25 protein-coding genes are annotated in these 26,753 nt (G+C 29.7%); 6 read left to right on the forward strand and 19 right to left on the reverse strand.

Annotated elements, in window-relative coordinates:
• Positions 1–39 precede the first annotated feature (39 nt).
• Positions 40–126: a DUF2196 domain-containing protein gene (locus BTO16_RS17785; RefSeq protein ID WP_317045803.1), complete on the forward strand. Its 87-nt coding sequence runs from the start codon at positions 40–42 to the stop codon at positions 124–126.
• Here BTO16_RS17785 and BTO16_RS02920 read toward each other — a convergent pair whose 3' ends face one another.
• The 9 genes from BTO16_RS02920 to BTO16_RS02960 all read right to left on the reverse strand — a co-directional run bounded on the left by BTO16_RS02920 (position 127) and on the right by BTO16_RS02960 (position 10,582).
• Positions 127–1,044, reverse strand: coding sequence for a lytic transglycosylase domain-containing protein (locus BTO16_RS02920; protein WP_105020151.1), 918 nt, complete (start codon positions 1,042–1,044; stop codon positions 127–129). It lies immediately after the preceding gene.
• Between the two features lie 44 nt (positions 1,045–1,088).
• Positions 1,089–1,742: an alpha/beta hydrolase gene (locus BTO16_RS02925; protein WP_105020152.1), complete on the reverse strand. Its 654-nt coding sequence runs from the start codon at positions 1,740–1,742 to the stop codon at positions 1,089–1,091.
• Between the two features lie 757 nt (positions 1,743–2,499).
• Positions 2,500–3,645: a 3,4-dihydroxy-2-butanone-4-phosphate synthase gene (gene ribB / locus BTO16_RS02930; protein ID WP_105020153.1), complete on the reverse strand. Its 1,146-nt coding sequence runs from the start codon at positions 3,643–3,645 to the stop codon at positions 2,500–2,502.
• Entirely contained in the window at positions 3,642–5,093 is a 1,452-nt protein-coding gene (locus BTO16_RS02935) for an LptF/LptG family permease (RefSeq protein WP_105020154.1), read from the reverse strand. Before BTO16_RS02935 ends, ribB begins: the two co-directional genes overlap by 4 nt.
• A gap of 61 nt (positions 5,094–5,154) precedes the next feature.
• Complete coding sequence (locus BTO16_RS02940) at positions 5,155–5,811, reverse strand: LolA family protein (protein ID WP_105020155.1); 657 nt, start codon at positions 5,809–5,811, stop codon at positions 5,155–5,157.
• Positions 5,812–5,846: 35 nt separating this feature from the next.
• Positions 5,847–8,276: a DNA translocase FtsK gene (locus BTO16_RS02945; protein ID WP_105020156.1), complete on the reverse strand. Its 2,430-nt coding sequence runs from the start codon at positions 8,274–8,276 to the stop codon at positions 5,847–5,849.
• Between the two features lie 43 nt (positions 8,277–8,319).
• Positions 8,320–8,700 carry a diacylglycerol kinase family protein gene (locus BTO16_RS02950; protein WP_105020157.1) on the reverse strand — a complete coding sequence of 127 codons (381 nt, stop codon included), beginning with the start codon at positions 8,698–8,700 and terminating at the stop codon, positions 8,320–8,322.
• A 3-nt stretch (positions 8,701–8,703) separates the two neighbouring features.
• Complete coding sequence (gene tpx, locus BTO16_RS02955) at positions 8,704–9,201, reverse strand: thiol peroxidase (RefSeq protein WP_105020158.1); 498 nt, start codon at positions 9,199–9,201, stop codon at positions 8,704–8,706.
• Positions 9,202–9,382: 181 nt separating this feature from the next.
• Positions 9,383–10,582, reverse strand: coding sequence for an MFS transporter (locus tag BTO16_RS02960; protein WP_105020159.1), 1,200 nt, complete (start codon positions 10,580–10,582; stop codon positions 9,383–9,385).
• A gap of 82 nt (positions 10,583–10,664) precedes the next feature.
• Here BTO16_RS02960 and BTO16_RS02965 point away from each other — a divergent pair, with 82 nt between their 5' ends.
• Together BTO16_RS02965 and BTO16_RS02970 are read left to right on the forward strand one after the other, a co-directional pair.
• Positions 10,665–11,522, forward strand: a complete 858-nt coding sequence (locus BTO16_RS02965) for a hydroxymethylglutaryl-CoA lyase (RefSeq protein ID WP_211298194.1) — start codon at positions 10,665–10,667, stop codon at positions 11,520–11,522.
• A 65-nt stretch (positions 11,523–11,587) separates the two neighbouring features.
• Complete coding sequence (locus tag BTO16_RS02970; protein WP_105020161.1) at positions 11,588–13,096, forward strand: bifunctional metallophosphatase/5'-nucleotidase; 1,509 nt, start codon at positions 11,588–11,590, stop codon at positions 13,094–13,096.
• A gap of 46 nt (positions 13,097–13,142) precedes the next feature.
• Here BTO16_RS02970 and BTO16_RS02975 read toward each other — a convergent pair whose 3' ends face one another.
• Both BTO16_RS02975 and BTO16_RS02980 read right to left on the reverse strand, forming a co-directional pair.
• Positions 13,143–14,957, reverse strand: coding sequence for a DEAD/DEAH box helicase (locus tag BTO16_RS02975; RefSeq protein ID WP_105020162.1), 1,815 nt, complete (start codon positions 14,955–14,957; stop codon positions 13,143–13,145).
• A 143-nt stretch (positions 14,958–15,100) separates the two neighbouring features.
• Positions 15,101–16,492, reverse strand: a complete 1,392-nt coding sequence (locus tag BTO16_RS02980; protein WP_105020163.1) for a hypothetical protein — start codon at positions 16,490–16,492, stop codon at positions 15,101–15,103.
• A gap of 185 nt (positions 16,493–16,677) precedes the next feature.
• Between BTO16_RS02980 and BTO16_RS02985 the strand changes: the two genes are divergently transcribed.
• Positions 16,678–18,297 (forward strand): ABC-F family ATP-binding cassette domain-containing protein, encoded by a 1,620-nt coding sequence (locus BTO16_RS02985; RefSeq protein ID WP_105020164.1) that lies wholly within the window; start codon positions 16,678–16,680, stop codon positions 18,295–18,297.
• 129 nt (positions 18,298–18,426) lie between these two features.
• Here the strand turns inward: BTO16_RS02985 and BTO16_RS02990 are convergent, their stop codons facing one another.
• Positions 18,427–19,368: a hydrogen peroxide-inducible genes activator gene (locus BTO16_RS02990; RefSeq protein ID WP_105020165.1), complete on the reverse strand. Its 942-nt coding sequence runs from the start codon at positions 19,366–19,368 to the stop codon at positions 18,427–18,429.
• A 103-nt stretch (positions 19,369–19,471) separates the two neighbouring features.
• On the opposite strand from BTO16_RS02990, the gene BTO16_RS02995 reads away from it, so the two are divergent.
• Complete coding sequence (locus BTO16_RS02995) at positions 19,472–19,945, forward strand: Dps family protein (RefSeq protein WP_105020166.1); 474 nt, start codon at positions 19,472–19,474, stop codon at positions 19,943–19,945.
• A gap of 127 nt (positions 19,946–20,072) precedes the next feature.
• On the opposite strand, the gene BTO16_RS17790 is transcribed toward BTO16_RS02995, so the two are convergent.
• From BTO16_RS17790 to BTO16_RS03015, 3 genes are all read right to left on the reverse strand, one after another.
• Positions 20,073–20,714: an acyloxyacyl hydrolase gene (locus tag BTO16_RS17790; RefSeq protein ID WP_245891952.1), complete on the reverse strand. Its 642-nt coding sequence runs from the start codon at positions 20,712–20,714 to the stop codon at positions 20,073–20,075.
• Between the two features lie 9 nt (positions 20,715–20,723).
• Entirely contained in the window at positions 20,724–21,611 is an 888-nt protein-coding gene (locus tag BTO16_RS03010) for a 3-hydroxyacyl-CoA dehydrogenase family protein (RefSeq protein ID WP_105020167.1), read from the reverse strand.
• A gap of 245 nt (positions 21,612–21,856) precedes the next feature.
• The gene (locus tag BTO16_RS03015; RefSeq protein ID WP_105020168.1) at positions 21,857–22,816 is read right to left on the reverse strand and encodes a Gfo/Idh/MocA family protein; all 960 of its coding nucleotides are present in this window, start codon (positions 22,814–22,816) and stop codon (positions 21,857–21,859) included.
• Between the two features lie 117 nt (positions 22,817–22,933).
• On the opposite strand from BTO16_RS03015, the gene BTO16_RS03020 reads away from it, so the two are divergent.
• Positions 22,934–23,575, forward strand: a complete 642-nt coding sequence (locus tag BTO16_RS03020; protein WP_105021495.1) for a protein-L-isoaspartate(D-aspartate) O-methyltransferase — start codon at positions 22,934–22,936, stop codon at positions 23,573–23,575.
• 2 nt (positions 23,576–23,577) lie between these two features.
• Here the strand turns inward: BTO16_RS03020 and BTO16_RS03025 are convergent, their stop codons facing one another.
• The 4 genes from BTO16_RS03025 to BTO16_RS03040 all read right to left on the reverse strand — a co-directional run bounded on the left by BTO16_RS03025 (position 23,578) and on the right by BTO16_RS03040 (position 26,696).
• Entirely contained in the window at positions 23,578–24,810 is a 1,233-nt protein-coding gene (locus tag BTO16_RS03025) for an ATP-binding cassette domain-containing protein (protein WP_105020169.1), read from the reverse strand.
• Between the two features lie 32 nt (positions 24,811–24,842).
• Positions 24,843–25,268, reverse strand: coding sequence for a DUF2147 domain-containing protein (locus BTO16_RS03030; protein WP_105020170.1), 426 nt, complete (start codon positions 25,266–25,268; stop codon positions 24,843–24,845).
• Between the two features lie 141 nt (positions 25,269–25,409).
• Positions 25,410–25,937: a KdsC family phosphatase gene (locus BTO16_RS03035; protein ID WP_105020171.1), complete on the reverse strand. Its 528-nt coding sequence runs from the start codon at positions 25,935–25,937 to the stop codon at positions 25,410–25,412.
• A gap of 60 nt (positions 25,938–25,997) precedes the next feature.
• On the reverse strand, positions 25,998–26,696 hold the full coding sequence (locus BTO16_RS03040; RefSeq protein WP_105020172.1) for a Rossmann-like and DUF2520 domain-containing protein: 699 nt from the start codon (positions 26,694–26,696) through the stop codon (positions 25,998–26,000).
• Positions 26,697–26,753 lie beyond the last annotated feature (57 nt).

The following is a 26,753-nucleotide window of genomic DNA, read 5'->3' on the forward strand; positions in this document are numbered from 1 at the left end:
ATTGAGCCAGAACTAACGCAAGGAATTGTTGCTAAAATATTGACTAAATCAGTTACACATCCTCATGGAATTAAAGTGCAATTAGAATCCGGTCTCGTTGGTAGAGTTAAGAATATTATCGAATAATTATTTTACAGGAATTTTAATTTCATATACTTTTCTACTGCTATTGTTCAGTTTATTTTCTCTCAACCAAGGGTTCAAAATCTTGAATTCCTTGTAGTTTAAACCATATCTTTTTGCAAATGTTGTAATATTTGAAATTGCAGTATCAACTTTAATTGTATTCGTTTTTGGTAACGTATATAAATCTTCTTGTTCAAAAACAAAACCGTATTTCTCAGGGTTGTTTATAATTTCTTTTAGAGCGATAATTCTAAAAATATAGCGCTCTGTTTCATCTGGTAAAAGGGCATCATAATAATTGGTAACTTCTTGTTCTTTTATTCTTCTAGATATCCCGTAAACACCAGCGTTATATGATGCAGCAGCAAGTGTCCAAGAGCCAAATTTTTCTTTGGCATTTTTTAAATACTCTGCAGCTACTTCTGTAGATTTTTCTATATGATATCTTTCATCAACATTATCGTTTATTTCTAAACCATATTCTTTACCCGTTTCCTTCATAAAATGCCACATACCAGCCGCGCCAACAGATGATGTTTCATCGGTAAAACCACTTTCGGCCAATGCTAGGAATTTAAAATCATCAGGTAAACCGTGCTTTGCTAATAAAGGTTCTATAATAGGTAAATATTTATTAGCACGTTTTAAGAGTAACAAACCATTAGATTGCCAATAGGTGTTTACTAGTAATTCTCTTTCCATTCGTTCTTTAACATCTGCAATTTCTAGAGGAACTCTTTCTCCTGCAAGGTTTAAGTTAGTAGGTAGTTTTAGTGCTTGTATTTTATAGTTTATATGTGTCCCAATTTTTGGGTCATTTACAACAACATTCTCAGCATTTTTATTACCAGCGCTAACGCATAAAAAGATTACAGAAATGACGCTTATTACCGAAATTATTTTGAAAGTTTTACTCATTTTAGTTTGAAATTTGATGATTAAAAGTACTCTAATTTTAGTTCTCAGTTTAAATAATTATTAATTTTTTCTGATATATTTTTTGCTTTTATAATAATCATAGCGTGGTCTCCATCAATGATTTGCTCACAATCATGAATGTGTTTAATAGGGAATACATTGTCTTTTGTACCATGAATATGTAAAATAGGACCAATTGGTTTTTCTTGTTTCCAATTTAAAACCGTTTGAATAGACCATTCTATATACGTTTTATCTTTAACTGTTAAATACCTTTTGTAGTTTTCTGCTTTTTTTCTAAGGTATTTTCCAATAAAAAATTTACTATAATTGTCAAAATTAGTAACAATACTTGTTGGAAAAAGTTTGTAAATTTTACTAGCATTTGCAAATTTAAACCTCTTTGGGAATTCATTTTTAGATTTAACACTAGAGATAATAATAATTTTTTTAGTATCTAAAAACTTACTCATTTCTTGCACCAAAATTCCACCAAACGAAACACCAATCAAAACAGGATTTTTATGCCTAACATCATCGGCCATTCTCATGGCGTAATTAACGAGAGATTCTTCTTGCGAAATAGGCTTTTTCCACTCTAAGTAATGCAATTCGAACTCTGGGTTTAGGGTAAGCTTTTTAAAAATTCCAGGACCAACGCCTAGTCCAGGCATTAAGTAGATATGTGTTTTAGACATTTTAATGTTTATTTTTTTAAAAATTATAAATTCAAATTATAACATTATTTAGAGCAAGTTTAATGCCAAGAAATAAAGTTACTTTATCTATTGTCTGAAAGAAAGCGAAATATTTTTTTATATGCTTAATATAACTGTTTTTGAGTTCTATTTAGTGTTATTGTTTATAAAGAATTGTAATTTAAAAAAATAAAGAAAAAAGCTTAGAATCATTTTAAAACTAGTAGATTAAAAGTAAAAAAGCTAATTTTTGCAGATGTGAATACTTATTGGAGCGGTAATCTAAACTACATTGATTCAATTCGTTAGTTCTCAAATTAAGAATTTTGAGGAAACACTGACCAATTTTTAGCATTTATAAAATAGCTATAAAGTTTTTAATAATGATACTGAATTAGATATCGCTTTTTTGATTTATTTTTTGAACCTTGGCTTTTAATCAGCAACTTGTAATTTTTTTGTTAGCTAAAAGGTTTTATAAACACCCTAAATTATTTATCCGTAGTATTTTATAAAAATTAATCAACAATGATTTGTAACCTTCTAAAATAAAATACCAGTTAAGATTATAATCATAACTGGTATTTTATCAGTAAAAAATTAAACAGTAAGCTAGAGAAAAATCCTGTCTGTTAAGATAAAAGTGTTTTAAAATTAGTCAACTTTTTTTAAGTGAAAGTATAAATTAGTGCTTCATTTTTAAATACTGTTGCCTATTTTTTTTAACCTTCAATTTTTACATTTCCTATTTTTCTTTTTAATAACTTATATAATCTACAATTTCTAATCCATAACCGATCATACCAACTCTTTTGGTTTGTTCTGTATTTGTTATCAGTTTTAATTTACTAATGTTTAAATCGTGCAGAATTTGTGCGCCAATTCCGAAATCTCTTTGATCCATTCCAATTGCCGGAGCTTTTAACTCGCCGTTTTTCTGATTTTCTTTTAAAACGGATAATCTACTCAATAAATTTTTAGATTCATTTTGCTGATTAATAAATAAAATAGCCCCTTTTTCTGCTTCATTAATTACTTGAAACATTTGGTCTAATTTTTTATCTGCATTATTAGTTAAAGTACCAAGAATATCATTGTTTACTAAAGTAGAATTTATTCTTGTTAAAACACTTTCTTCATTAGTCCAAGAGCCTTTTGTTAATGCAATATGAAGTTGGTTATTGGTTGTTTGTTCGTAAGCTCTTAATCTAAATTTTCCAAAACGAGTTTCAATTTCAAAATCTTCTTTCTTTTCAATCAAAGAATCATGCTCCATTCTGTAAGCAACCAAATCTTCTATAGATACAATTTTAATATCAAACTTTTTGGCTACTTTTAAAAGCTGTGGTAAACGTGCCATCGTGCCATCATCATTCATGATTTCTACAATAACACCTGCAGGTTTTAAGCCAGCTAAACGAGCAAAATCTATAGCTGCTTCTGTATGCCCAGTTCTGCGTAATACGCCACCTTCTTTAGCTTTTAAAGGAAAAATATGACCAGGTCTTGCTAAGTCAAAAGGTTTTGTTTCTGGGTCAATTAACGCCTTAATTGTTAAAGCTCTGTCTGCAGCCGAAATACCGGTTGTAACTCCTTTACCACGTAAATCAACAGAAACTGTAAAAGCCGTTTCCATAGGGTCGGTGTTGTTATGCACCATCATTCCTAGTTCTAATTCTTTACAACGGTTTTCTGTTAATGGTGTACAAATTAAACCACGACCGTGCATTGCCATAAAGTTTACCATTTCTGAGGTAACTTTTTCTGCAGCTGCTAAAAAATCACCCTCATTTTCACGATTTTCGTCATCAACAACAATAATAATTTTACCATTTCTGATGTCATTAATTGCTTCCTCTATGGTATTTAATTGTGTGTCTTTTTGTAAATTTTGTGCTGTCATATTTTCGTACCTTTTTTTGGTATAATTTTTTTGAACAAATTTATAATTGGTTGTAAAAAGGAATCTAAATTAAATATTCCCTTATCTTTTGTAGCTCTTCTGGTTAATAATATTGCTACAGGTATCATAATAATTGCAGAAATCCAAGATCCTAAAAATGAGGTTATGGTACTTTCTTCTGCTAAATTTTTACCAAATGTATTTGCAAAGAAATAGATTACATATACGGCAATTGCTAATATCATTGGCAAGCCAAAACCACCTTTTCTAATTATAGAACCTAAAGGCGCACCTATAAAAAAGAGAATAATACAAGACAGAGAAAATGCAAACCTATTGTAGTATTCTGTATCGTAAAAGTTTAATATTTTTCTTCTCCATTTTATAGTAAGATTATTGTTTTTTAAATTACTAACAACCCTATTTGTTTTTGCAATAGCCGAATTTAATATCGTAACTTTTTCTTGGTCTTGAAAGTTCTGAATTGTGCTTTTCTCTAATTTTTTATTTTTTAAGGAATCGGGATACTTATACAATTCATTAGCTTGTGTGCTTAAAAAAATATTTTTAGCTCTAATATCTAATGTTTCGTAATAACTTTCTTTTAACTTTGGTATGGTATCTTGAATTTCTTTTAAGCTATACATCATTGGGTAGCCTTTACTACTCAAAGAATCCAGGCCACCTTCATCTAGGGCATTACCAATATCAATATTAAATTCATATTCTTTAAAAGTGGCGTTAGAAGCTGCCATTTTTGATCTTTTAATTGATGTTCTTGCAGATTTTACATGCTCTTCATAATAATTACCATCATATAAAATAAAGGTCATATATCTACTTCCTTCTTCTGTAATTATTTTTCCTCTTTTTGCTGTTATTACTTTCTGATTTCCTCTATTTCCTTTTAAGTCATAGATTAATACATTTTTTAGCAGGTTTTTTTCTTCACCATATTTTTCATCAAATTTTATTTGATAACCTGGTAAATCTGCATTAAAACTTCCAGGAATTAAAGCCATTGCTGGTTGTTTCTTTTTTATGTTCTGCTTTAAATTTATTTGCTTAAATACAGCATAAGGATAGACATTATTTAAAAACAAGAAATTGATACCGCTTAAAAATATTGCTAAAATCCCAATTGGTCTTACCAATCGTTGCAGAGAGATTCCTGCAGATTTTGCTGCGGCAAATTCGTAGTTTTCACCCAAATTTCCCAAGGCCATTATTGATGAGAGTAGAACACCAATTGGCAATGCCTGCGGTATGATCATTAAAGTTGTATAGTACAAAAACTTTAAGATAAAAATAAGGCTAATTCCTTTACCTGCAATATTTTCGAACGCCTGCCATAAAGCCTGCATCACTAGTACAAAAAGTACAATTAGAAATGTAGCTATAAAAGGTTTAAAAAAACTTTTTAAAAGGTATTTATCTAAAATTTTCATAAAACGTAAAAATAGCATCTTAATTATTAAGATGCTACTAATTTTCTGTTAATTGAAATAATTAATCTATCGTGTATTTTTGGCTTAAATACTTCTTTTTATCAAACTTAAAAAAAGAATCTGATAATGGTTGATTACTTTTAAAGTCAGTAATTGTGAACGTGGTTTTAGATCCATTTGAACCTGTTTGTATTAGTTTGTAAATATGCATTGTTTTAGCATCTATACCTAACTCTACTTTAACGATATCAGAATTACTATCTATAGGATTTAGTGTCACGAACTGAATTTTTCTACCATTTACATCTTGTAATTTTCCCATTTTAAAGTTATAACCTTCCTTATAAAAAGTTAATAATTTTGAAGGATAGATAAAGCCGTCATCACCATCTAAATCACCATTTGTAATCGAAATTTCTTTTTCATCATTATTAATTACATACAGTTTTATACCATCGTACATAAAATCATTTCCTAAGTATTTTAAATTATACTTTTCTCCCTTTAAATAAATTTCACCTCTTATTGGTGGTTCATCACCCTCTTTAATTCCTGCATCTAAATTGCTTAAAGTTTGGCTAAAACCGATAAACATGTTTTGGTAAGCTCCCATTTTTGTAGAAACTTCTTCTAATAAAGATTTTGCACCTTTAGCGTTTTGAGAAATAGCTATTGTTGTTATAAATAAACTTAAAAATAAAGTTGTTATTTTTTTCATATTTAGTAATTGTGAACTCGATTTTTTTCGAGCGTTTATTGTTTCTTTTCGTTTTCTAATAATTGTTCTAATGCTACAAAATCGGGCACTAAAACCTGTCTTGCTTTACTTCCTTCAAAACCACCAACAATACCAGCGGCCTCTAATTGATCAATTAATCTCCCAGCTCTGTTATAGCCTAGTTTTAATTTTCTTTGTAATAATGAAGCAGATCCTTGTTGTGCTATTACAATAAGTTCTGCTGCATCTTTAAACAGTTTGTCTCTATCTGCAATATCAATATCAATACTTGTGCCACTTTCATCATCTACATATTCTGGTAGTAAATAAGCATCGGCATAGGCTTTTTGAGAGCCAATAAAATCTGTAATTTTTTCAACTTCGGGAGTATCAATAAAAGCACATTGTATTCTATTTATTTCATTTCCAGCAGTATATAGTAAATCTCCACGTCCAATTAGTTGATCTGCACCACCAGAATCTAAAATGGTTCTAGAATCTATTTTTGAAGTAACTCTAAATGCAATTCTTGCAGGAAAATTTGCTTTAATTATACCTGTAATTACATTTACAGAAGGTCTTTGTGTTGCTACTATTAAGTGAATACCAATTGCTCTAGCCAATTGTGCTAAACGTGCAATTGGGGTTTCTACCTCTTTACCAGCAGTCATAATTAAATCTGCAAATTCGTCAATTACCAATACAATATATGGTAAAAAGTGATGCCCGTCATTAGGGTTTAATTTACGTTTTTTAAACTTAACGTTATACTCTTTTATATTTCTTACCATGGCAGCTTTTAACAAGTCATACCTGTTATCCATTTCAATACATAAAGAATTTAATGTGTGTACTACTTTGGTTGTATCTGTAATGATAGCTTCTTCTACATCAGGCAATTTTGCCAAATAATGACGTTCAATTTTATTAAATAAAGTTAATTCTACTTTCTTCGGATCAACCAAAATAAATTTGACTTCTGCAGGGTGTTTCTTATACAAAAGTGATGTTAAAACAGCATTTAATCCAACAGATTTTCCTTGACCGGTAGCACCTGCCATTAACAGGTGTGGCATTGTTGCTAAATCTACCACAAAAGTTTCATTAGAAATTGTTTTACCCAAAGCGATAGGCAATTCCATTTGTGATTCTTGAAATTTCTTTGACGAAATTACAGAATGCATAGAAACAATGGTCGATTTTTTATTGGGTACTTCTATACCAATGGTTCCTTTTCCTGGAATTGGCGCAATAATTCTAATTCCTAAAGCAGATAAAGACAAAGCAATATCATCTTCTAAATTTTTAATTTTCGAAATTCTAATTCCTGCTTCAGGAACAATTTCATATAAAGTAATGGTAGGACCAACAGTAGCTTTAATTTCTGCAATACCAATTTTATAGTTTTTTAACGTTTCTACAATTCGGTCTTTATTTGCCTCTAATTCTTGCGGATCAATTGAGATACTTTCGTTGTATTGTTTTAATAAGTTAAAGGTTGGAAATTTAAAGTTTGATAGCTCTAAAGTAGGGTCAAACTCACCAAAGTCTTTTAATATTTTATCTGATAAATTTTCGGTAGATGATTCTTCTTCTTCCGTTTCTTCAATATCAATTTCTAATTCTTTAACTGTTTCCTCAACAAGTAGTTCAGGGTCTTTTTCAATTTGTAAAACAATACCTTTATTTTTAGAGGAAACATCAGAGTGTTTTTCAATAGTTGGTTTTAAGTTTTCTAGCGATAATTCAAATTCTGATTTTTTGTCTTTTTTTAAGTTGATAGACTCTGCACTTGAATCCTTTATAATTTTTTCTGATGGTGTATCTAGACTTTCAGATTCAAAGCTAGCAGCTTCTTTTTCTAGTCTTTTTTGTTTCATTTTTTCAAATAAAACATCAAATGAAACTTTATAACGAATTATTAAATAAGTAATTAAAGTGAATGTTAAAACGATTATTAATCCAGTTTTTCCTATAAAAGTTTGCAGGTAATTATTAATTTCAAAACCAATAACGCCAGATAAAAGGGCATACTTCGTGTTTAAAAACCCAAAAGTAACAGAAATCCATAGTAGTGATAGTAAACCCCAATTCCAAGAAATAATTATTCTAGCAAATTTCTTTTGAAAAAGGATATGAAATCCTGTTAAAAAAACTTGAAACGGAATAATAAAAGCAGCAAGCCCAAAACCTTCATAAATAAAAAAGCTACTAAGATTAGCGCCAATTTTGCCTAAAAGGTTTTTACTTTTAACAGTTTTATCAGTTAAATAATTTAAAGTACTTTGATCGTCTTGCCAGTTAAATAAAAATGAAATAAAGGCTATAGATAAAAAGACAGCAAATAATATTAAAAATAACGAGAATAATGTTTTTGATTGCCTTGATTTTAGGTATGAAAAAATATTCGTTTTTTCTACTTTCTTAGCAGTTGTTTTATTGGTACTTAATTTCTTTTTGGCCATTAAAATTTAATTATACTTTTAAAAAGTAAAGATACTTTTTTGTTTAAAATAACAATAAAATTTTAGGTAGATAGATAAAACCAGCAACAATTAAAGAAATAAGTGCGGCAAAGGTTGGTATACCAGCGGCAATATCTTTAACCAAACCAATTTTTATATGATACTCTGGGTGTACAAAATCTGCTAATTCTTCAATAGCCGTGTTTGCTGCTTCTGCTACTAAAACTAAACCAATAACAATAAATTGTAAACACCATTCAGTATCAGAAATATTAAAATAAAATCCTAATATCGTTGCAATTAAGGCAAAAAATAACTGAGCTTTTATGCTATCTTCTGTTGTAATCAAAATATAAAAACCTTTAAAGGCATACTTTAAACTCCTTAATCTTCCTCTTAAATAACCATCATTAGGATTTTTCATAAATTAAATTGCTTTTAAGGCAGCCTCGTAATTTGGCTCATCAACAATGTCAGGAACTTGTTCTGTATAAACTATATTTCCGTTTTCATCAACAATAACAATAGCTCTTGAATGTAAGTGGGCAAGGGGTCCGTTTGTAATTTCTACTTCATAATCTTTTCCAAAACTACCAGTAGCAAAATCAGAAAGCATTATAACATTTTCAATTCCTTCTGCACCACAAAAACGGGCTTGAGCAAATGGTAAATCTTTAGAAATACATAAAACTACTGTGTTTTTTAGATCTGCTGCTTTTTTATTAAATTCTCTTACAGAAGCAGCACAAGTACCAGTATCTACACTTGGAAAAATATTTAAAATAATTTTTTTACCAGCATAGTCTTTTAAATTTTTTACTGATAAATCTACAGCAGTTAATTTAAAATCAGCTGCTTTACTACCGGTTTTAGGTAAAGTACCAATTGTATTTATTGCATTTCCTTTTAGTGTAATATTTGCCATTTTTTTATTTTTAAGTTCGGTCAAAAATAACACAAAAAAGAAAACTCCTTCTATAATTACTCAGTTTTTAACGACGTATTAACAAAAAGCAGTATTGTGTTGTATTTTAAGTTTTTTTTCTGACAGAAAATAATGAGACAAAAAGTGAGTTTCCTCTTAATATAAAGAGTGTTTTAAACAACTATTTTAGGATGATAATCGATGGTTTTAAAAATTTAGATTGATTTATTAAACTTATCAAACCAAAAATAGGACCAATTGCTAAAACTGAAAAAACCAAATTTGAGTTTGTAGAATTGAATAAGCTACTTATAACTTGAATGCTAATAATTGTAATTGAAAACCCAATACAATTGACTATAGTTAAAGCGGTACCTTTGTTTTTTGAGGGTGTATTTTGCGCAATTAAATTAGAAAATAAGGGCGAATCTGCAATAACTACCATTGCCCAAAACAGTAAAAAAGCGATAAATAAACTTTTATTTGCAACTTGAAATAGAAAAGGGGCAGCAATACAACAAATACAAGACAATAATAAGAAGCTAAAAGCAGTTTTTTTAACGCCTATTTTTTGAGAAATATAACCTCCAATAACACAAGAAATACTGCCACTTGCAATAATTACAAATGATAAAATAGAAATATTAAAGGTAATTTCTGGATGCAGATTTTGATATGTAATTAGCAAAATAGGCACAAAAGCCCAAAAAGTATACAATTCCCACATATGGCCAAAATATCCGAAGGCAGCTTTTCTAAAACCTACATTTTTAAAAAGGTGAAAGCAGATTAAAAAGTTGAATGTTATGCTAGCTTTTCTAAAGGGCCCATTTTTAACAAATAACAACATTAATAATCCGCCAAATACGGCTAATGAAGAAGTTGTAATTAAAACACTTTTCCAAGAGGATTGTATAAACATATCTTTTAATAAATGTGGTAGAGCAGTTCCTAAAACTAAAGCTCCTACTAGATATCCTAAAGATTTCCCTAATCCTTTTTTGTAATAATCAGTGGCAATTTTCATTCCAACAGGATAAATTCCTGCCAAGAAAAATCCTGTTAAAAAACGCAAACTAATCAAACTAATTAAAGTTTGATTTTCAAAAATGAATCCCAAATTAAAAAGAGCACCAAGAAGAGCACTTATAAAAAACACTTTTGAAGGCGAAAAACGATCAGCAATTGTAAACAGTGCAAATACGAATGTACCCGTTATAAAGCCAAATTGAACAGCAGAAGTTAGTAAAGAAAGCGCATTTTTTTCTAAGTGAAACGCTTCTATAAGATTGCTCATAACACCATTTCCTGCAAACCATAAAGACGTGCAAAAAAATTGCGAAATAACAATTATGGGTAATATTATTTTTGATTTACTCATTTGAAAGCGAATTTACTATAAATGGGATAATAATTGGGTTAAATTATTTTGCAACAACATTACTTTATCTATATTTGAGATGATGAAAAAAGTCAAAATCATAGAATGCCCTCGAGATGCAATGCAAGGTATAAAATCTCATTTTATATCCACAGAAAAAAAAGCATTGTATATTAATTCCTTATTAAAAGTTGGTTTTGATACCATCGATTTTGGCAGTTTTGTGTCGCCAAAAGCCATACCTCAAATGCGAGATACAGCGGCTGTTTTAGCAAAATTAGATTTGTCTAGAACGCAAAGTAAATTGTTATCAATTATTGCAAATGTAAGAGGCGCAGAAGATGCATCACAATTTGAAGAAATTGATTATTTAGGATATCCTTTTTCAATTTCAGAAAACTTTCAAATGCGTAATACACATAAAACGATTGCGGAATCAATAGAAGCATTAGACGAAATTTTAAACATTGCTGAGAAATCAAAGAAAGAAGTGGTTGCTTATTTATCAATGGGTTTTGGTAATCCTTGTGGAGATCCTTGGAATGTTGATATTGTGGGTGAATGGACAGAGAAACTTTCTAAAATGGGCGTAAAAATTTTATCGCTTTCAGATACTGTTGGTAGTTCTACTCCAGAAGTAATTTCGTATTTATTTTCGAATTTAATTCCAAAATATCCAGAAATTGAGTTTGGCGCGCATTTGCATACAACGCCAGATAAATGGCACGAAAAAGTAGATGCAGCATTTAAAGCAGGTTGTAACCGTTTTGACGGTGCAATTAAAGGTTATGGTGGTTGCCCGATGGCGAAAGATGAATTAACGGGCAATATGCCAACAGAAAAATTAGTAAGTTATTTTACTGCGGCAAAAGCTGATACAAATATAAAACCCATGAGTTTTGAAAGCGCGTATAACAAAGCTTTAGAGGTTTTTATGTAAGGTTTAAAACTATAATTTAAAAACGTATCTAGTTCAGAACTGTCGAAATCAAAAAACAATTTAAAATGAAAATTATAAAATCACTCTTATATATATTATCAATTGCACTTTTTTTTTCTTGTAAGAAGCAGGATAATAAAATTGAGTTCACTTTTTTACAAATTAACGATGTGTATGAAATTGGACCAATTCAAGGAGGAGAATTTGGTGGATTGGCAAGAGTAGAAACGGTACATCAAGAATTATTAAAGGAAAATAAAAACACGATGTTGTTTATGGCTGGCGATTTTTTAAATCCGTCTTTACTGGGAACTATAAAAGTAGACGGTGAAAGAGTTCGTGGTAAACAAATGGTAGAAGTAATGAATGCCATGAATGTTGATTTAGTAGCGTTTGGAAACCATGAGTTTGATGTTTCGCAACAAGATTTACAAAAACGATTAAATGAAAGTAATTTTCCTTGGATATCTGCCAACGTAAAATTAAAAACAAAAGAAAAATCAATTCCTTTTTACAAAGAAGTGGAAGGAAAACAAATTTCTTTAGGCGAAACTTTTATAAAGGAATTTACAGACGAAGATGGCACCAAAATTAAGGTCGGTTTCATAAGTGTTTGCATTCCGTCAAACCCGGTAGAATATGTAGAATACGGAAATATGTTTGTAAAAGCGCGCGCTTCTTACGCAGCTATAAAAGATTCTGTAGATGTTGTTTTTGGTTTAACGCATGTCAAACTAACAAATGATAAAAGAATTGCAAAATTACTACCTAATTTACCTTTAATAATGGGTGGTCACGAACATACAAATTCTTATGATAAAATAGGAAATGTAATTATTTCCAAAGCAGATGCAAACGCAAAAACTGCTTATATCCATAGAATTTTTTATGATAAAAAGACAAAGAAAACTATTGTAAAATCAGAATTAAAAGAGATAAACGCATCAATTAAAAGTGACAAAAAAGTTGGATTAGTTGTTACTAAATGGCAAAATATTTTAAAAACACAAATCAAAGATATTATAGAAAATCCTGATGAAATTATTTACAAAACTAAAATTCCTTTGGATGGAAGAGACACTCAAATAAGAAGTGAAAAAACCAATTTAGGAACAATTATTACAAAATCGATGTCTTTTGCTTTTGAGGATAAAGTTGATTGTGCTATTGTAAATGGTGGTTCTATTAGAATTGATGATGAATTAGTAGGCGATATTAATGCGGTAGATATTTTTAGAGTTTTACCTTATGGTGGCGCAATATTTAAAGTTGAGATTACAGGTAGATTGTTAAAACGTGTTTTAGATTACGGCCTTTTAGCTGCAGGAACAGGAGCATACTTACAGAGGTTTAATGCAGAGAAAGTAGATGAGAAGTGGTTTATTAAAAACCAAGAATTAGATATTAAAAAAACCTACACAGTTGCTTTTTCTGATTATTTATTACAAGGATTTGATATACCTTTTTTATCATCAGAAAACAAAGAAGTACTTTCTGTTTACAATCCAAAAAAGAACGAGCTAGCTTTTGATATTAGAAAAGCAGTTATTGCTTATTTAAAAACTCAAAAATAAAAAAAGCCTCACAAAATGTGAGGCTTTATAAGTATATTTTTGTAGTTTATCTTTCTCTACGTCTTCTTCCAAATCCACCAGTTTTTCTGTCAGCAGAACCTCTGTCTGGTCTATCCGAAGGGCGATCACTTCTTTTTCTACCTCCTTCAGATGAAGATGAAGAACCTTCAGAACTTTTACGTCTTCCAAAACCACCATCTTTTTTGCCAAAAGGTTTTTTACCACCTCTTCGGCCGCCACCGCCACCGCCAGAACGATCTTTCTTAGTAATTTCGATGTTTACCGAACGACCGTCAAAATCTGGTTGGTTAGAAGAAAAAGCTTCTAATGTTTTGTCTTCGAAATTTTTATCAATTTCAAAGAAAGAGAAAGTATCTAAAATATCAATTGCACCAATTTCTATTTTATCACCAATATTTTGATCATTAATTAAGCCAATTAATTTAGCAGGGTTTAAACTGTCTTTTCTACCAATGTTGATAAAGAAACGCGTCATATTATCTGCTGTATCTCTAGATCTAGAATTATCTCTAGATAAATCGTTTAAATCTTTAGCGTTTTCATAATACGCTAACATGGTGTTAAACTCTAAAGAAACAAATTTCTTGATTAGCTCTTCTCTATCTAAATCTTTTAATTTGTCATAAATACTTGGTAAAAACTCATTAATTTGAGTTTCATTTACTTCGATATTATTTACTTTATCAATTAAGTTCATTAATTGATTTTGACAAATTTCTTTTCCAGAAGGTACTTTTCCTTCTTCAAATTTCTTTTGAATAATTTTTTCGATTGCTCTTAACTTTCCTTTTTCCTTTCCGTTTACTAAAACAATAGAAATACCTGTGTTACCAGCTCTACCAGTTCTACCACTTCTGTGTGTGTAGTTTTCTATTTGGTCTGGTAATTTATGGTTAATTACGTGTGTTAATTCAGTTACATCCAATCCACGAGCAGCAACGTCTGTCGCTACTAATATCTGAATTGATTTTTTTCTAAATTTACCCATTACAGAATCCCTTTGTGCTTGAGATAAATCTCCGTGCAAAGAATCTGCGCTGTAACCATCTTTTATTAAATTGTCTGCAACTTCTTGAGTTTCTCTACGAGTTCTACAAAAAATAATTGCATAAATATCAGGGTTTAAGTCTGCAATCCTTTTTAAAGCTGGGTAACGAGTTCTTTCTGTAACAGAATAAAACTCATGACTTACATTATCAGATCCTGCATTTTTTTCGCCAGAAGTAATTTCGACCGGCTTTGTCATGTAGTTTTTAGCAATAGATTCTACTTCTCTTGGAAAAGTTGCAGAAAATAATAAGGTTTGCTTTGTATCTGGTGTTGCTTCTAAAACTTTATCTAATTCGTCTTTGAAACCCATGTTTAACATTTCATCAGCTTCGTCTAAGACTAACCATTTAACGTTTCCTAGTTTTAAAGCTCTTCTGTTAATTAAATCTACGGTTCTACCTGGCGTACCAACAACAATTTGAGACCCTCTTTTTAGAGATCTAATTTGTTCTTCCATACTAGATCCTCCATAAACAGTCGTTACGTTAACGTCTTTTAAATATTTACAGAAATCTTTAATATTATTACCAATTTGAACGGCTAGTTCTCTTGTAGGTGATAAGATAATTGCTTGTACATTATTACTACTAGTGTCTAAAAGTTCTAGTATAGGCAAACTAAAAGCCGCTGTTTTACCAGTTCCTGTTTGCGCAAAAGCTTTTAAATCGCTTCTAGAAGTAATTATTTGTGGAATTGCTTGTTCTTGAATAACAGTTGGGTTTTCATAACCTAAATCTGTTAATGCTTTAATGATAGGTTCTTTTAAACCTAATTCTTTAAATGTTGACATTACTGTGTTTTTGTAGATTCACAGAACGCCCACCTGTAAATCTGATTATAATTCTTGGACTTGATTTATATTGAGCTATCTCAATTTTAAAATCGTGCAAAGGTACTTTAAATTAAAGATATAATGCACTAAAAAAGAATTAATTAATTTTCGCTAAGTGCCTTTAAATAAGGGTTTATGTTAAAAGAAGAAAAAGATGCGTAACCATTTGTTACTTTTTGGGCTTTATTTACTAAAATACAGCGTGGCATTTTACTCGTTAAAAAAGTATTTGCTACGCTTTTTGCATCTATATAATATTGGTTTGTTACATCTGTATTTTCAATGTTAACCGTTTTTATACCATCAATCTTTATTTGAATAAAAGTTATTGTTGGGTTTGCTTTTGACAAATAGGCCATTCTTGAAGCTATGTAATTTTCTGAATAGTATTCATCATTCCAAAAGAAAAGGAGCGCGTTTTTACCTTTTATAATTTCACTTATTGGTCTTTCTATATTTGCAAAATCAATAACATTAAAATCGGGCAACGTATTATTTTTTTTAACAGCTTTAGAGTCATTTATTATCTGTTGAATCTGCTTTTTGTCTTTTTCGTTTGTGCTGAACTCAAAAAATTTGTCAAAAGGATCTTCATTAATTTCGCAGCTCGATTTGTTGTAAAAATGGCTAATAACTGTTTGCTTTAACAATACATTTTTAGAAAGTTCTGAAGTAATATTTTTGTCAATTATAGTTAATAAGTCTGAGGTAAACTTAGAAGAATATTTATTTTTTACAGAAGGATGTCCTAACGCATACGTTTTATTATATAAATAAGTTCTAACGTATCTAAAGTAAGGAGGAAAATACATTAATGAATCTTTGTCTATTTTAACTTGATCTCTATATGTAAAAAAGGATTTATCTAGCTTTGGGAAGCTGCCAGATTCAGAATATTTAGCATGAATGATAGGATATTTTTCTATTCTTTCATATAAAGGATACGTAAGTGCCACTTTTAAAATTTCTTTAAAACCACTAGTTTCGGTTGAGTGATTTTCCACGTAATCTTGATACGTTTCTAGTTTTAATTTTGCTAAGTAATCAACCTTTCTTTTAAAATTTGCTGGCTCTAGTTTGTTAAATTCATAAAAAGCTTTTTTTTCTTTTTCATCCTCTAAAAAACAATCTAACAAAATATTATTTCTTTCAGCACCTTCACCTGCAAAAACTAAAGACTCATCAAAATCCCACGTATTTAAACGCAGCATTAAACTATCTTTTGGTTCTAAATAAATATATTGGTTTTCATTACCGTGAAAAAAGTAATATAAACCCTCATTTGCATTTTTTAATTTACCAAGAAATTTATTTTCTGTATCTAAATAAAAAGTATCGATTACTTTATCTAAAGAAAAAAGGACCACATATTTAGATTTGGGATTTATAATTTTGCCCCCAAAATATGTTAATGTTTCTTCTTTACTAGAGTTACAACCAATTAACGCTAATAAAAAGATGAAAGATAAATAGAAAATTAATTTTTTTATCATAATTGCTTGTGGGTAAAAACGCACTACAAATCTAAGTATTCAACGTTGCTTCAGTTGTTAATACCCTGTTAAAAATAGTATAAGTAGTATTTAATTTTTAACATCTTTTTTTTACAAAAACCATTAGAAATCAGGCAAGAAAAGAGAAACAATTTAGTACTTTTGCAGAAATTTAAAATACAATTATGTTATCAGTTTCTAATTTATCCGTTCAGTTTGGAAAACGTATTTTGTTCGATGAAGTAAGTACAAAATTTCTTCAAGGAAATTGCTATGGAATTATTGGTGCAAATGGCGCGGGTAAATCGACTTTTTTAAAAATTATTTCTGGTAAACAAGATCCAACTTCGGGTCAAGTTCACTTAGAAAAAGGAAAAAGAATGTCTGTTTTATCCCAAGATCATTATGCTTTTGATGAATTCCCAGTCTTAGAAACAGTTGTGATGGGTAACAAAGAGCTGTTTAAAATTAAAAAGCAAATTGATGATTTGTATGCTGATTATTCTGATGAAAATGCAGATAAGATAGGTGAACTTCAAATAATTTTTGAAGAGATGAATGGTTGGAATGCAGATTCTGATGCAGCTGCCATGTTATCTAATTTGGGTATTACAGAAGACTTGCATTTTACATTAATGAAAGACTTAGATGGTAAACAAAAAGTACGTGTGTTAATTTCACAAGCGCTTTTTGGCAATCCAGATGTGTTAATAATGGATGAGCCTACCAATGATTTAGATTTTGAAACTATTGAATGGTTAGAAAATTTTATCGCAAATTTTGATAATTGTGTAATTGTAGTTTCGCATGACAGACACTTTTTAGATTCAGTTTGTACGCATATTTCTGATATCGATTATAGCAAAATAAATAATTATTCTGGAAACTATACTTTTTGGTATGAATCTAGTCAGTTAGCAGCAAAACAAAGAGCACAACAAAATAAAAAAGCGGAAGATAAAAAGAAAGAACTAGAAGAATTTATTCGTCGTTTTTCTGCCAATGTTGCAAAATCTAAACAAGCAACTTCTCGTAAAAAAATGATCGAGAAATTAAATGTAGAAGATATTAAACCTTCTAGTAGACGTTATCCTGCAATTATTTTTGATAGAGACCGTGAAGCTGGTGATCAAATTTTAACAGTTGATGGTTTGTCAAAAGAATTTGAAGGAGAAAAATTATTTGACAATGTGCACATTAATCTAAATAAAGGCGATAAAATTGCCGTTATTTCTAAAAACTCTAGAGCAATTTCTGCTTTTTATCAAATTATAACTGGTAACGAAAAAGCCGATGCTGGTAAGTTTTCTTGGGGAGTTACTACAACTCAATCTTATTTGCCATTAGATAATTCATCCTTCTTTCAAAACGGAGAATTAAATTTAGTAGATTGGTTAAGACAATATGCTCAAACAGAAGAAGAACGTGAAGAAGTTTTTTTACGTGGATTTTTAGGAAAAATGATTTTTTCTGGTGAAGAAGCTTTAAAGAAAAGTAATGTGCTCTCTGGAGGAGAAAAAGTACGTTGTATGCTTTCTAGAATGATGATGAAAAGAGCTAATATTTTAATCTTGGATGAGCCAACAAATCACTTAGATCTAGAATCTATTCAGTCCTTAAATAACTCGTTAATTAACTTTAAAGGAACTGTTTTAATTTCTACGCATGATCATGAGTTTGCACAAACTGTTGCAAACCGAGTAATTGAATTAACACCAAAAGGAATTATAGATAGATATTCAACTTTTGATGATTATTTATCAGATCCAAAAATTAAGGAATTACGTGAATTAATGTATTCTTAAAATATATTGAGACTCAAATTTTAATAAGTATAAAAAAACCTAATCTAAAATAAATTTAGATTAGGTTTTTTAGTTTTTTCAAAAATAAGGTTTTAAGATTTCTATTCTAAATAATTAGTTTACAGGTATTTATTTTTTCTGCAACGGACTTATAATTTTTACATCAGAAAAAGAAATAGCACCTCTAATTACACCATCAATCGTTTTCTTTAAGGCTTCTATTAATTGCATCTTTAATTGCGATTTATGATAAATTAGACTCACTTCTCTCGCCGGTGGCGGATTTGTAAATTCACGTAAATGAGATTTGTCTATTTCATTTAAATCTAACGTATGTAAATAGGGTAAAAGCGTCATTCCTAAACCTTCTTTAGACAGTTTTATTAGTGTATCAAAACTTCCACTTTCTAACTGAAATCCTTTTTTGTTATCAATTTTATGATTTCTACATAAATTAAGTATACTATCTTTAAAACAATGGCCGTCTTCTAATAACAAAATATCTTCAATTTCTAATTCATCCGCAGTGATGGTTTTATTATTGTACAATCTATGATTTTGCGGAATTAACCCAACAAAAGGTTCGTAATACAAAGGTCTTTCTCTAATGGCTTCATTTTCTAAAGGAGTTGCCGCAATGGCAGCATCTATATGACCGTCTGTTAATTTTCTAATAATATCTTCGGTAGTTAATTCTTCTATAATCAACTTTACTTTTGGATATTTCTTTGTAAAGTTTTGCAAGAACATGGGTAATAAAGTTGGCATTACAGTTGGTATAATTCCTATTTTAAATTCACCACCAATAAATCCTTTTTGTTGATGTACAATATCTAAAATTCGGTTACTTTCATCCACAATAACTTTTGCTTGTTCAACAATTTTTTTACCAACCTCTGTAAGTTCGATTGGTTTTTTAGAACGATTAAATATCTTAACACTTAATTCGTCTTCTAGCTTCTGAATTTGCATGCTCAGTGTAGGTTGTGTAACAAAACTGTGTTCTGCAGCTACTGTAAAATTCTGATATTCTGCAACTGACAAAACGTATTTTAATTGGGTTATGGTCATCTTTATAGTTATATCTGATAAAGATATTAAAACTATCAATTATAATTATGGCTTTTCTTCTTAAATTTCTCCTAAATTTGAACTTAATTAAAAAACAATCATAATGGACAAAAATATTTTAGGTTTAGACAAAAAAGAAACTCAAAATTTAGTAGAAAAATTAAACGGTTTATTATCAAACTTTCAAATATATTATCAAAATTTAAGAGGTTTACATTGGAATATTAAAGGAAAAAATTTCTTTGAGCTGCATGTAAAGTTCGAGGAGTTCTACACAGATTCTCAAGTTAAAATTGATGAAATTGCAGAACGTATTTTAACGATACAAGGCAAACCTTTACATACTTTTCAAGATTACATAAATGAAGCTTCTGTGCCAGTTGGTAAAGATATTTCTAATGATGTAGAAGGCGTAGAGTTGGTTGTAAATTCGTTATCAGAATTATTAAAAATAGAAAGAAGTATATTAAGTCTTTCTGATGAAACAAACGATGAAGGAACAAATTCTATGATGAGCGATTTTATAGCTGAACAAGAAAAAACAATTTGGATGTTAAACTCTTGGTTAGGTAAATAATTAAAAAAGCATTTTTAGTTTTTACTTATTAAAAACAAAGCATCTAAAAAATTATTAAAAAAATCTCTTACGTTTTAAAATGTATGAGATTTTTTTTGCTTTTTAAATATATGAAATTGGTTTACTTTTAGTTTAAAGCATAAGAATACCCAACTTCCAAACCTAAAATATTGTACCCGTTATTTGGTTTTTGAAAATTTAAATTAGAAACATGGCCAAAATTAGTTCCTAGATATATGAAAGAATTCGAGAAAGTTTCATGAGAAAATCCGAATGAGAGGTTTTCTATAAACGTAAACCCTTTTGCCAAGCGTTCGGTTCTTTTGTCAATCACAGAAAAACCTAAACTTAAAGTTGTTTGAAAATCTAATTTGGCTGTTATTTGTTTTTTTACAGCAAAACCAAATTCCAACGCATACAAATTCATGATTTTTTCTTTTGTGAATTCTGTTCTTTTATCTTGGTAATTTTCTTCATCCGGAGTTACGAATTGCTCATTTAATAATTGATGATTCAAAAACTGAACTTGTGGTTGCACTATTAACTCGAAATCAAAATTTTTCCAGTTTCCTAATTTATAAAAAGCCTGTAGTTTATAAGTATTTGTATCATACGTATAATCAGGATCATTATTTATAAAATTTTCATTTGTACCATAATTGTATAAAAAACCAATTTTAGTTGGTTTAAAAAAAGGCTTTTTATTATCTTGACCAAAAGAAAAATAGGCAATAAAAAGTAACAAAAAAGCAATAATATTCTTTTTCATAGCATTCCGTTAGCTAAACATTTTAGCAACCTTTTCCGCCTTTCTACTTTCCGAATAATCATAAAAGCCTTCTCCAGATTTCACACCTAGTTTACCTGCATTTACCATGTTTACTAAGAGTGGGCAAGGTGCATATTTAGGGTTTTTAAACCCGTCGTACATCACATTTAAAATAGACAAACAAACATCTAAACCAATAAAATCTGCTAGTTGCAAAGGTCCCATAGGGTGCGCCATTCCTAACATCATAACGGTATCAATTTCAGCAACACCAGCAACTCCATTGTACAAAGTTTCGATAGATTCATTAATCATTGGCATCAAAATTCTGTTGGCAACAAAACCTGGATAATCATTAACTTCTACAGGCGTTTTATTAATTTTCTTGCTTAAATCAACCGTAAAATTCATCACTTCATCCGCAGTATTGTACCCTCTAATAATTTCTACCAATTTCATAATTGGCACAGGATTCATAAAATGCATTCCAATTACTTTTTCGGGTCTTTTGGTAACACCTGCAATTTGAGTAATTGAAATAGACGATGTATTTGTTGCTAAAATGGTTTCCTCGTCACAAACTTCATCCAATTCCTTAAAAATTTTAGCTTTTAAAACTGCATTTTCAGTGGCAGCTTCAATTACTAAACTTGTGTTTTTAACACCTTCTTTTATCGAAGTAAAAGTGGTAATATTACTTAACGTTTTTACTTTATCAGCCTCAGAAATTTTTTCTTTAGCAACCATTCTATCCAAATTTTTGGTAATCGTTGCCATCCCTTTTTCAAGAGCAGCTTCAGAAATATCAATTAACTGAACCTTATAATTAAATTGAGCAAACGTGTGCGCAATTCCATTTCCCATTGTTCCAGCACCAATTACAGCTATATTTTTCATGAAGTATTATTTTATTTTTTATATTATTTGGGCGTTCCCTAAAGGTCGGGCTTTACGCTTCAATCTTTTTTTATTTACCTATTATCAAGAAAGTTTTTTGCTTTCTAAAGAGATTTTATTCTTTTTCATAATTTCATGTAAAAAAAAAGGATTTTCACTGCAATCCCTAACGCGCGTATTTGCTAACTTTTTTAAACTATTGAAAGCATTTGTTTTTTTATAAATTATAGATATTAGAGGCTAACCTAAAAACTATCAATAACCATTTGAGCAACTCTTAAAGCATCTGTTCCGTTTCTTAAAGTAACAACAGGTTCTGTGTTATTAATAATTGCATCAGCAAATGTTTCTAATTCATCTAAAATGGCATTGTTGTTTTCAACTTCTGGATTGTCAAAATAAATTTGTTTTTTAACACCTTCTGCATTTTGTAAAATCATTGCAAATTCATCAGGATTTTCTGGTACATCTTTCATTCGTACAACTTCTGCTTTCTTTTCTAACAAATCAACAGAAATATACGCATCCTTCTGAAAAAAGCGACTTTTACGCATGTTTTTCATAGAAATTCGGCTTGCAGTTAAATTGGCAACACAACCATTTTCAAATTCAATTCTTGCGTTTGCAATATCCGGAGTATCAGAAATTACTGAAATTCCGCTTGCATGTACATTTTTAACTTTCGATTTTACTACAGAAAGAATAATATCAATATCATGAATCATTAAATCTAAAACCACAGGTACATCTGTACCTCTTGGGTTAAATTCTGCCAATCGATGTGTTTCAATAAACATTGGGTTATCAATCATGCCTTTTGCCGCAATAAACGCCGGATTGAATCTTTCTACATGACCAACCTGACCTTTAACGTGATATTGACTCGCTAACGTTCTAATCGCTTCTGCTTCTAAAACTGTTTTTGCAATTGGCTTTTCAATAAAAATATGACAGCCTTTTTTGATTGCTTTTTTTGCACATTCAAAATGAGATAACGTTGGTGTAACAATATCTACAACTTCTACTGCATCAATTAAATCATCGATAGAAGCAAATAGTTTGTACCCAAATTCTTCTGCAACCTTTTCTGCATTTAAAGTGTCTTGATCATAAAAACCAACCAATTCGTATTTTTTTGATTGCTCTAATAATCGCAAATGAATTTTTCCAAGATGACCTGCACCTAAAACCCCAACTTTTAACATAAAATCTTGTTTTTTAGTATTTTCTGGTATTTAAAATACCGAGACAAACAAAGATACAATTTTATAAGAATTTATTTAGATTTATTAGTATTTTTAGACTCTAGAAACAACCAAGAATTGAAAGACACAGCAAAACATCAAGGACTTAGAAACCAATTGGCTACTGTATTAAAAGCAAAAGGGATTACGGATAAAAATGTATTAAAAGCAATAAAAAAAATTCCAAGACACCTTTTTATTGATTCTAGTTTTGAGTCTCATGCCTATCAAGACAAAGCTTTTCCTATTGCTGCAGATCAAACGATTTCTCAACCTTACACAGTTGCATTTCAATCGCAAACGTTAGAAATTAAAAGCGGAGACAAAGTTTTAGAAATTGGTACAGGTTCTGGCTATCAAACAGCTGTTTTATTAGAGTTAAATGCAGAAGTATATTCTATAGAAAGACAGCACGAATTGTTTAGAATTACTGGAAATTTATTGCCAAAACTAGGATACAATCCTAAAAAATTTATTTTTGGCGACGGTTATAAAGGTTTGCCAGAACAAGCGCCTTTTGATAAAATTATAGTAACAGCTGGTGCTCCTTTTGTGCCAAAACCTTTGTTATCTCAATTAAAAGTAGGAGGAATGTTATTAATTCCGGTTGGAGACAATACTCAAATTATGACCTTATTTATTAGAAAATCGGGCAAAGAATTTGAGAAACATGAATTAGGAGATTTTGCTTTTGTGCCAATGTTAGAAGAAAAAAATTAAACCTATTTTTTTATACTTCCTATAGAACCATTTTTAGTAGGAACGAGCTCATAAACAGTATTAAGCAACAAATTGTCAACAGATCTGTGAGAAACAAAAAGTATAGTTGTGTCGCTTTCTTTTACAATTTTATTCATTAAAGCGATGAGAATAGCGGTTCCTTGGTTGTCTAAATTCATTAGAGGTTCGTCTAAAATTAATAAAGGCGGGTGCTTAATCATTGCTCTTGCAATTAAAACTAATCGCTGTGTTGCAGTAGTTAAGTTTTTAAACGAAACTTCTTTTTCACTTTCTAAACCTAGTAATTTAAGCCATTCTTTAGCCAGTTGAACTTGTAATGTTGTTGGTGATTTATACAAACCAATACTGTCAAAAAAACCAGATATAACCATTTCTTTTGCAGTTATTTCTCTTTGAAACAACGTTAATATTGCCGGACTAAAGTAGCCAATTTTTTCTTTGATCTCCCAAACACTTTCTCCAGAACCTTTTTTCTTGCCAAACAAATAAACTTCTTGTCCGTAGGCTTTTACATTGTTGCCATAAATCATAGACAAAATGGTGGTTTTTCCAGAGCCATTTGGTCCAATTAATTGCCAGAATTCATTTTTGTTGATAATCCAATTTATACTGTTTAAAATACAATTATCACCATAATGTACTGTAACATTTCGCAGTGATATTAACTGTTTTGGTATGTTTTTATAAAAAGTGATGGATTTAGGAATTGTACCTTTAAAAACAAAATCATGCTCTTTAAAAGTATATTTTTCTATGGCATTACTTGATGTAATTACATCATTTTCAACTTCTAAAACGTGTGTAATTATTGGTAAAAGTTCTTCTTTTCTGCTAAAAATCTGAATTAAAATAATTTTTGAAGACAGCTTTATAAGATTCTCTTTTAAATCTGAAACTGCATTAGTATCTAAACTTTCAAAGGGACTTTCTAAAATTAAAAAATCGGGTTTTTGTTCAATTAAATAAGCGAGTAATATTTTTTTTTGTTCTCCACTAGAAAAAGACCTGATGCCTCTTTTCTCATTTAAAGTTAAAGTTTGTGCGTCGTATTTTGCTTCTTTTTCTATAAATTTTTCTAAAACCGAAATAGAAAATAAAAGCCCTTTTTTATATTTTAAATTTAGAAAAGAATCTAAACCATTTAAAATACTTTCTACTAAGTTGTTTTTAGTGCAAAGGCTTTCATTTTTTATAGCAAAATGGATTTTATCCATAGTTTAATAAGATGTTGAAAAAGTTTTTTATACTATTCAGCTCTTTCCCAATAAGCAGTTTTACCTAATAAAGCGAATCCAATATAGCCTCTAATTTTTAACTTGTTAGCGTGCTCAAGCTTAATGTAGCATTTGTATATTTTTCCGTTTCTTGGATCTAAAATTTTCCCTCCAGACCATTCGTCATCATCCTTCTCTAAACCTGTTAATATGTTTAAACCTAAAATTGGTTTATTTTTATCTTTTCCTTCGCATAAAACGCAGACAGCATTTTTTCTTTCAGGATTTTTAATTTCTATTATTTTCGCAAAAGCTTTTCCGTTTTTTTCATAGACTTCAATAACCGAATCAACATTACCAGTTTCATCATTTTTAGAATGCCATTTGCCAAAAATAGTTTGTGCATTTATAGAAATTGTTACTACAAATAGAATTGTACTTAAGATAATTTTTTTCATTTTATTTTTTAAGGAGTTAAAATATTACTGTTAATAAAAAATACTTTTTTTATAATTAATCTTGATTCTTCAAAAAGGAATGTCAAAATTTAAAATTTTTATAGGTAAGGATATTAGAAACTTTAATAATTATGGAGTTCCCTAATCATATTTAGCATCAAAATTTGCTTCCCACTTTCCTTGCACTTTTAAAACTTGTTCTATAATATCTCTAACACAACCTTCGCCACCTTTTTTGTAGGAAATGTATTTTGATATTTTTTGAATTTCTGGAGCTGCGTCATTTGGGCAACACGATAAACCAACCAATTTCATTACTGGATAATCTGGGATGTCATCGCCCATGTACAATACATTTTCTGGCTTTAAATTGTATTTCTTTACCAATTCTTTGTATTGCTTAATTTTATCATGTGCGCCTAAATAAATGTCTTTAATACCTAGATTCGCTAAACGGGTTTTTACACCTTCGTTTGTTCCACCAGAAATAATACAAACGTTATATCCTTTATCAACAGCCGTTTTTAAAGCATAACCATCTTTTATATTCATGTGCCTAATTAAGTCTCCGTCAGGCATAATGGTAACCATTCCGTTGGTTAGAACGCCATCCACATCAAAAATTAAAGTACTTATATTGGGTAATAATTGCTTGTAACTAATTTCCATATTTTATTTTATAAAACTTCTAGACTGCGCTCGAAGTAACATTTTTAGTTTGTAAAAGATTTAATCAATTGAACTTTGAATTGATTTTGTAAGAATTTTATAAATTTTCTGTTGATTTGAATCCAACAAATTTAAGTGATTTTTTATTGTTTTTTGATCATTTCTAATCGCTGGGCCCGTTTGTGATTTTTCAGGTGATAAATGTGCAATTTTTGATGCTGTCTCTTTAATTAATGGTTGTAAAATCTCAAAAGGGATATTATTTTCTATGCAAATGTCATTCCCTATTTTGTACATATGGTTGGTAAAGTTATTCACAAAAACAGCAGCCACATGCAAGGTTTTACGTTGTTCAGAATTGATGGTATAGATTTTTTTTCCTATCGATTTTGCAAGCGTTTCTAATAATGTATAGTCATTTTCATTTTCTGCTTCCAAACAAAAAGGAACTTCGTTAAAATCGACTTTTTTATCCTTTGAAAAAGTTTGTAACATGTAAAAAATTCCTTTTTTTGTGCCGTTTTTTAAATCATTCAAAGCAACACTACCCGAAGTATGAACCACAAAATCATTTGTAATTTTTGATGAAACTTCTGCAATTGCATCGTCAGAAACCGCAATAATTGTAACATCCGCTTGCGGAATTTTAGTTAACTCCCTAGAACTGATTTGCGTAACTTTTATTTTATCAATATGATTAAATGCGTTATATAAATGAGTTGCTACATTTCCTTTTCCAACAAGTAAAACTGATATCATAAAACGAAGATATTGTTTTTTTCTAGAAACTAATCAATCGATTTTCTTAATTTAGCT

Source organism: Polaribacter glomeratus (genome assembly GCF_002954665.1).
GTDB classification, from domain to species: Bacteria; Bacteroidota; Bacteroidia; order Flavobacteriales; family Flavobacteriaceae; genus Polaribacter; species Polaribacter glomeratus.

What these genes read in the sequence shown, in the direction of transcription:
- BTO16_RS02920 (WP_105020151.1), bottom strand. Translation starts at nt 1,044, where the DNA reads ATGAGTAAAACTTTCAAAATAATTTCGGTAATAAGCGTCATTTCTGTA.
- BTO16_RS02925 (WP_105020152.1), bottom strand. Translation starts at nt 1,742, where the DNA reads ATGTCTAAAACACATATCTACTTAATGCCTGGACTAGGCGTTGGTCCT.
- ribB (WP_105020153.1), bottom strand. Translation starts at nt 3,645, where the DNA reads ATGACAGCACAAAATTTACAAAAAGACACACAATTAAATACCATAGAG.
- BTO16_RS02935 (WP_105020154.1), bottom strand. Translation starts at nt 5,093, where the DNA reads ATGAAAATTTTAGATAAATACCTTTTAAAAAGTTTTTTTAAACCTTTT.
- BTO16_RS02940 (WP_105020155.1), bottom strand. Translation starts at nt 5,811, where the DNA reads ATGAAAAAAATAACAACTTTATTTTTAAGTTTATTTATAACAACAATA.
- BTO16_RS02945 (WP_105020156.1), bottom strand. Translation starts at nt 8,276, where the DNA reads ATGGCCAAAAAGAAATTAAGTACCAATAAAACAACTGCTAAGAAAGTA.
- BTO16_RS02950 (WP_105020157.1), bottom strand. Translation starts at nt 8,700, where the DNA reads ATGAAAAATCCTAATGATGGTTATTTAAGAGGAAGATTAAGGAGTTTA.
- tpx (WP_105020158.1), bottom strand. Translation starts at nt 9,201, where the DNA reads ATGGCAAATATTACACTAAAAGGAAATGCAATAAATACAATTGGTACT.
- BTO16_RS02960 (WP_105020159.1), bottom strand. Translation starts at nt 10,582, where the DNA reads ATGAGTAAATCAAAAATAATATTACCCATAATTGTTATTTCGCAATTT.
- BTO16_RS02965 (WP_211298194.1), top strand. Translation starts at nt 10,665, where the DNA reads ATGAAAAAAGTCAAAATCATAGAATGCCCTCGAGATGCAATGCAAGGT.
- BTO16_RS02970 (WP_105020161.1), top strand. Translation starts at nt 11,588, where the DNA reads ATGAAAATTATAAAATCACTCTTATATATATTATCAATTGCACTTTTT.
- BTO16_RS02975 (WP_105020162.1), bottom strand. Translation starts at nt 14,957, where the DNA reads ATGTCAACATTTAAAGAATTAGGTTTAAAAGAACCTATCATTAAAGCA.
- BTO16_RS02980 (WP_105020163.1), bottom strand. Translation starts at nt 16,492, where the DNA reads ATGATAAAAAAATTAATTTTCTATTTATCTTTCATCTTTTTATTAGCG.
- BTO16_RS02985 (WP_105020164.1), top strand. Translation starts at nt 16,678, where the DNA reads ATGTTATCAGTTTCTAATTTATCCGTTCAGTTTGGAAAACGTATTTTG.
- BTO16_RS02990 (WP_105020165.1), bottom strand. Translation starts at nt 19,368, where the DNA reads ATGACCATAACCCAATTAAAATACGTTTTGTCAGTTGCAGAATATCAG.
- BTO16_RS02995 (WP_105020166.1), top strand. Translation starts at nt 19,472, where the DNA reads ATGGACAAAAATATTTTAGGTTTAGACAAAAAAGAAACTCAAAATTTA.
- BTO16_RS17790 (WP_245891952.1), bottom strand. Translation starts at nt 20,714, where the DNA reads ATGAAAAAGAATATTATTGCTTTTTTGTTACTTTTTATTGCCTATTTT.
- BTO16_RS03010 (WP_105020167.1), bottom strand. Translation starts at nt 21,611, where the DNA reads ATGAAAAATATAGCTGTAATTGGTGCTGGAACAATGGGAAATGGAATT.
- BTO16_RS03015 (WP_105020168.1), bottom strand. Translation starts at nt 22,816, where the DNA reads ATGTTAAAAGTTGGGGTTTTAGGTGCAGGTCATCTTGGAAAAATTCAT.
- BTO16_RS03025 (WP_105020169.1), bottom strand. Translation starts at nt 24,810, where the DNA reads ATGGATAAAATCCATTTTGCTATAAAAAATGAAAGCCTTTGCACTAAA.
- BTO16_RS03030 (WP_105020170.1), bottom strand. Translation starts at nt 25,268, where the DNA reads ATGAAAAAAATTATCTTAAGTACAATTCTATTTGTAGTAACAATTTCT.
- BTO16_RS03035 (WP_105020171.1), bottom strand. Translation starts at nt 25,937, where the DNA reads ATGGAAATTAGTTACAAGCAATTATTACCCAATATAAGTACTTTAATT.
- BTO16_RS03040 (WP_105020172.1), bottom strand. Translation starts at nt 26,696, where the DNA reads ATGATATCAGTTTTACTTGTTGGAAAAGGAAATGTAGCAACTCATTTA.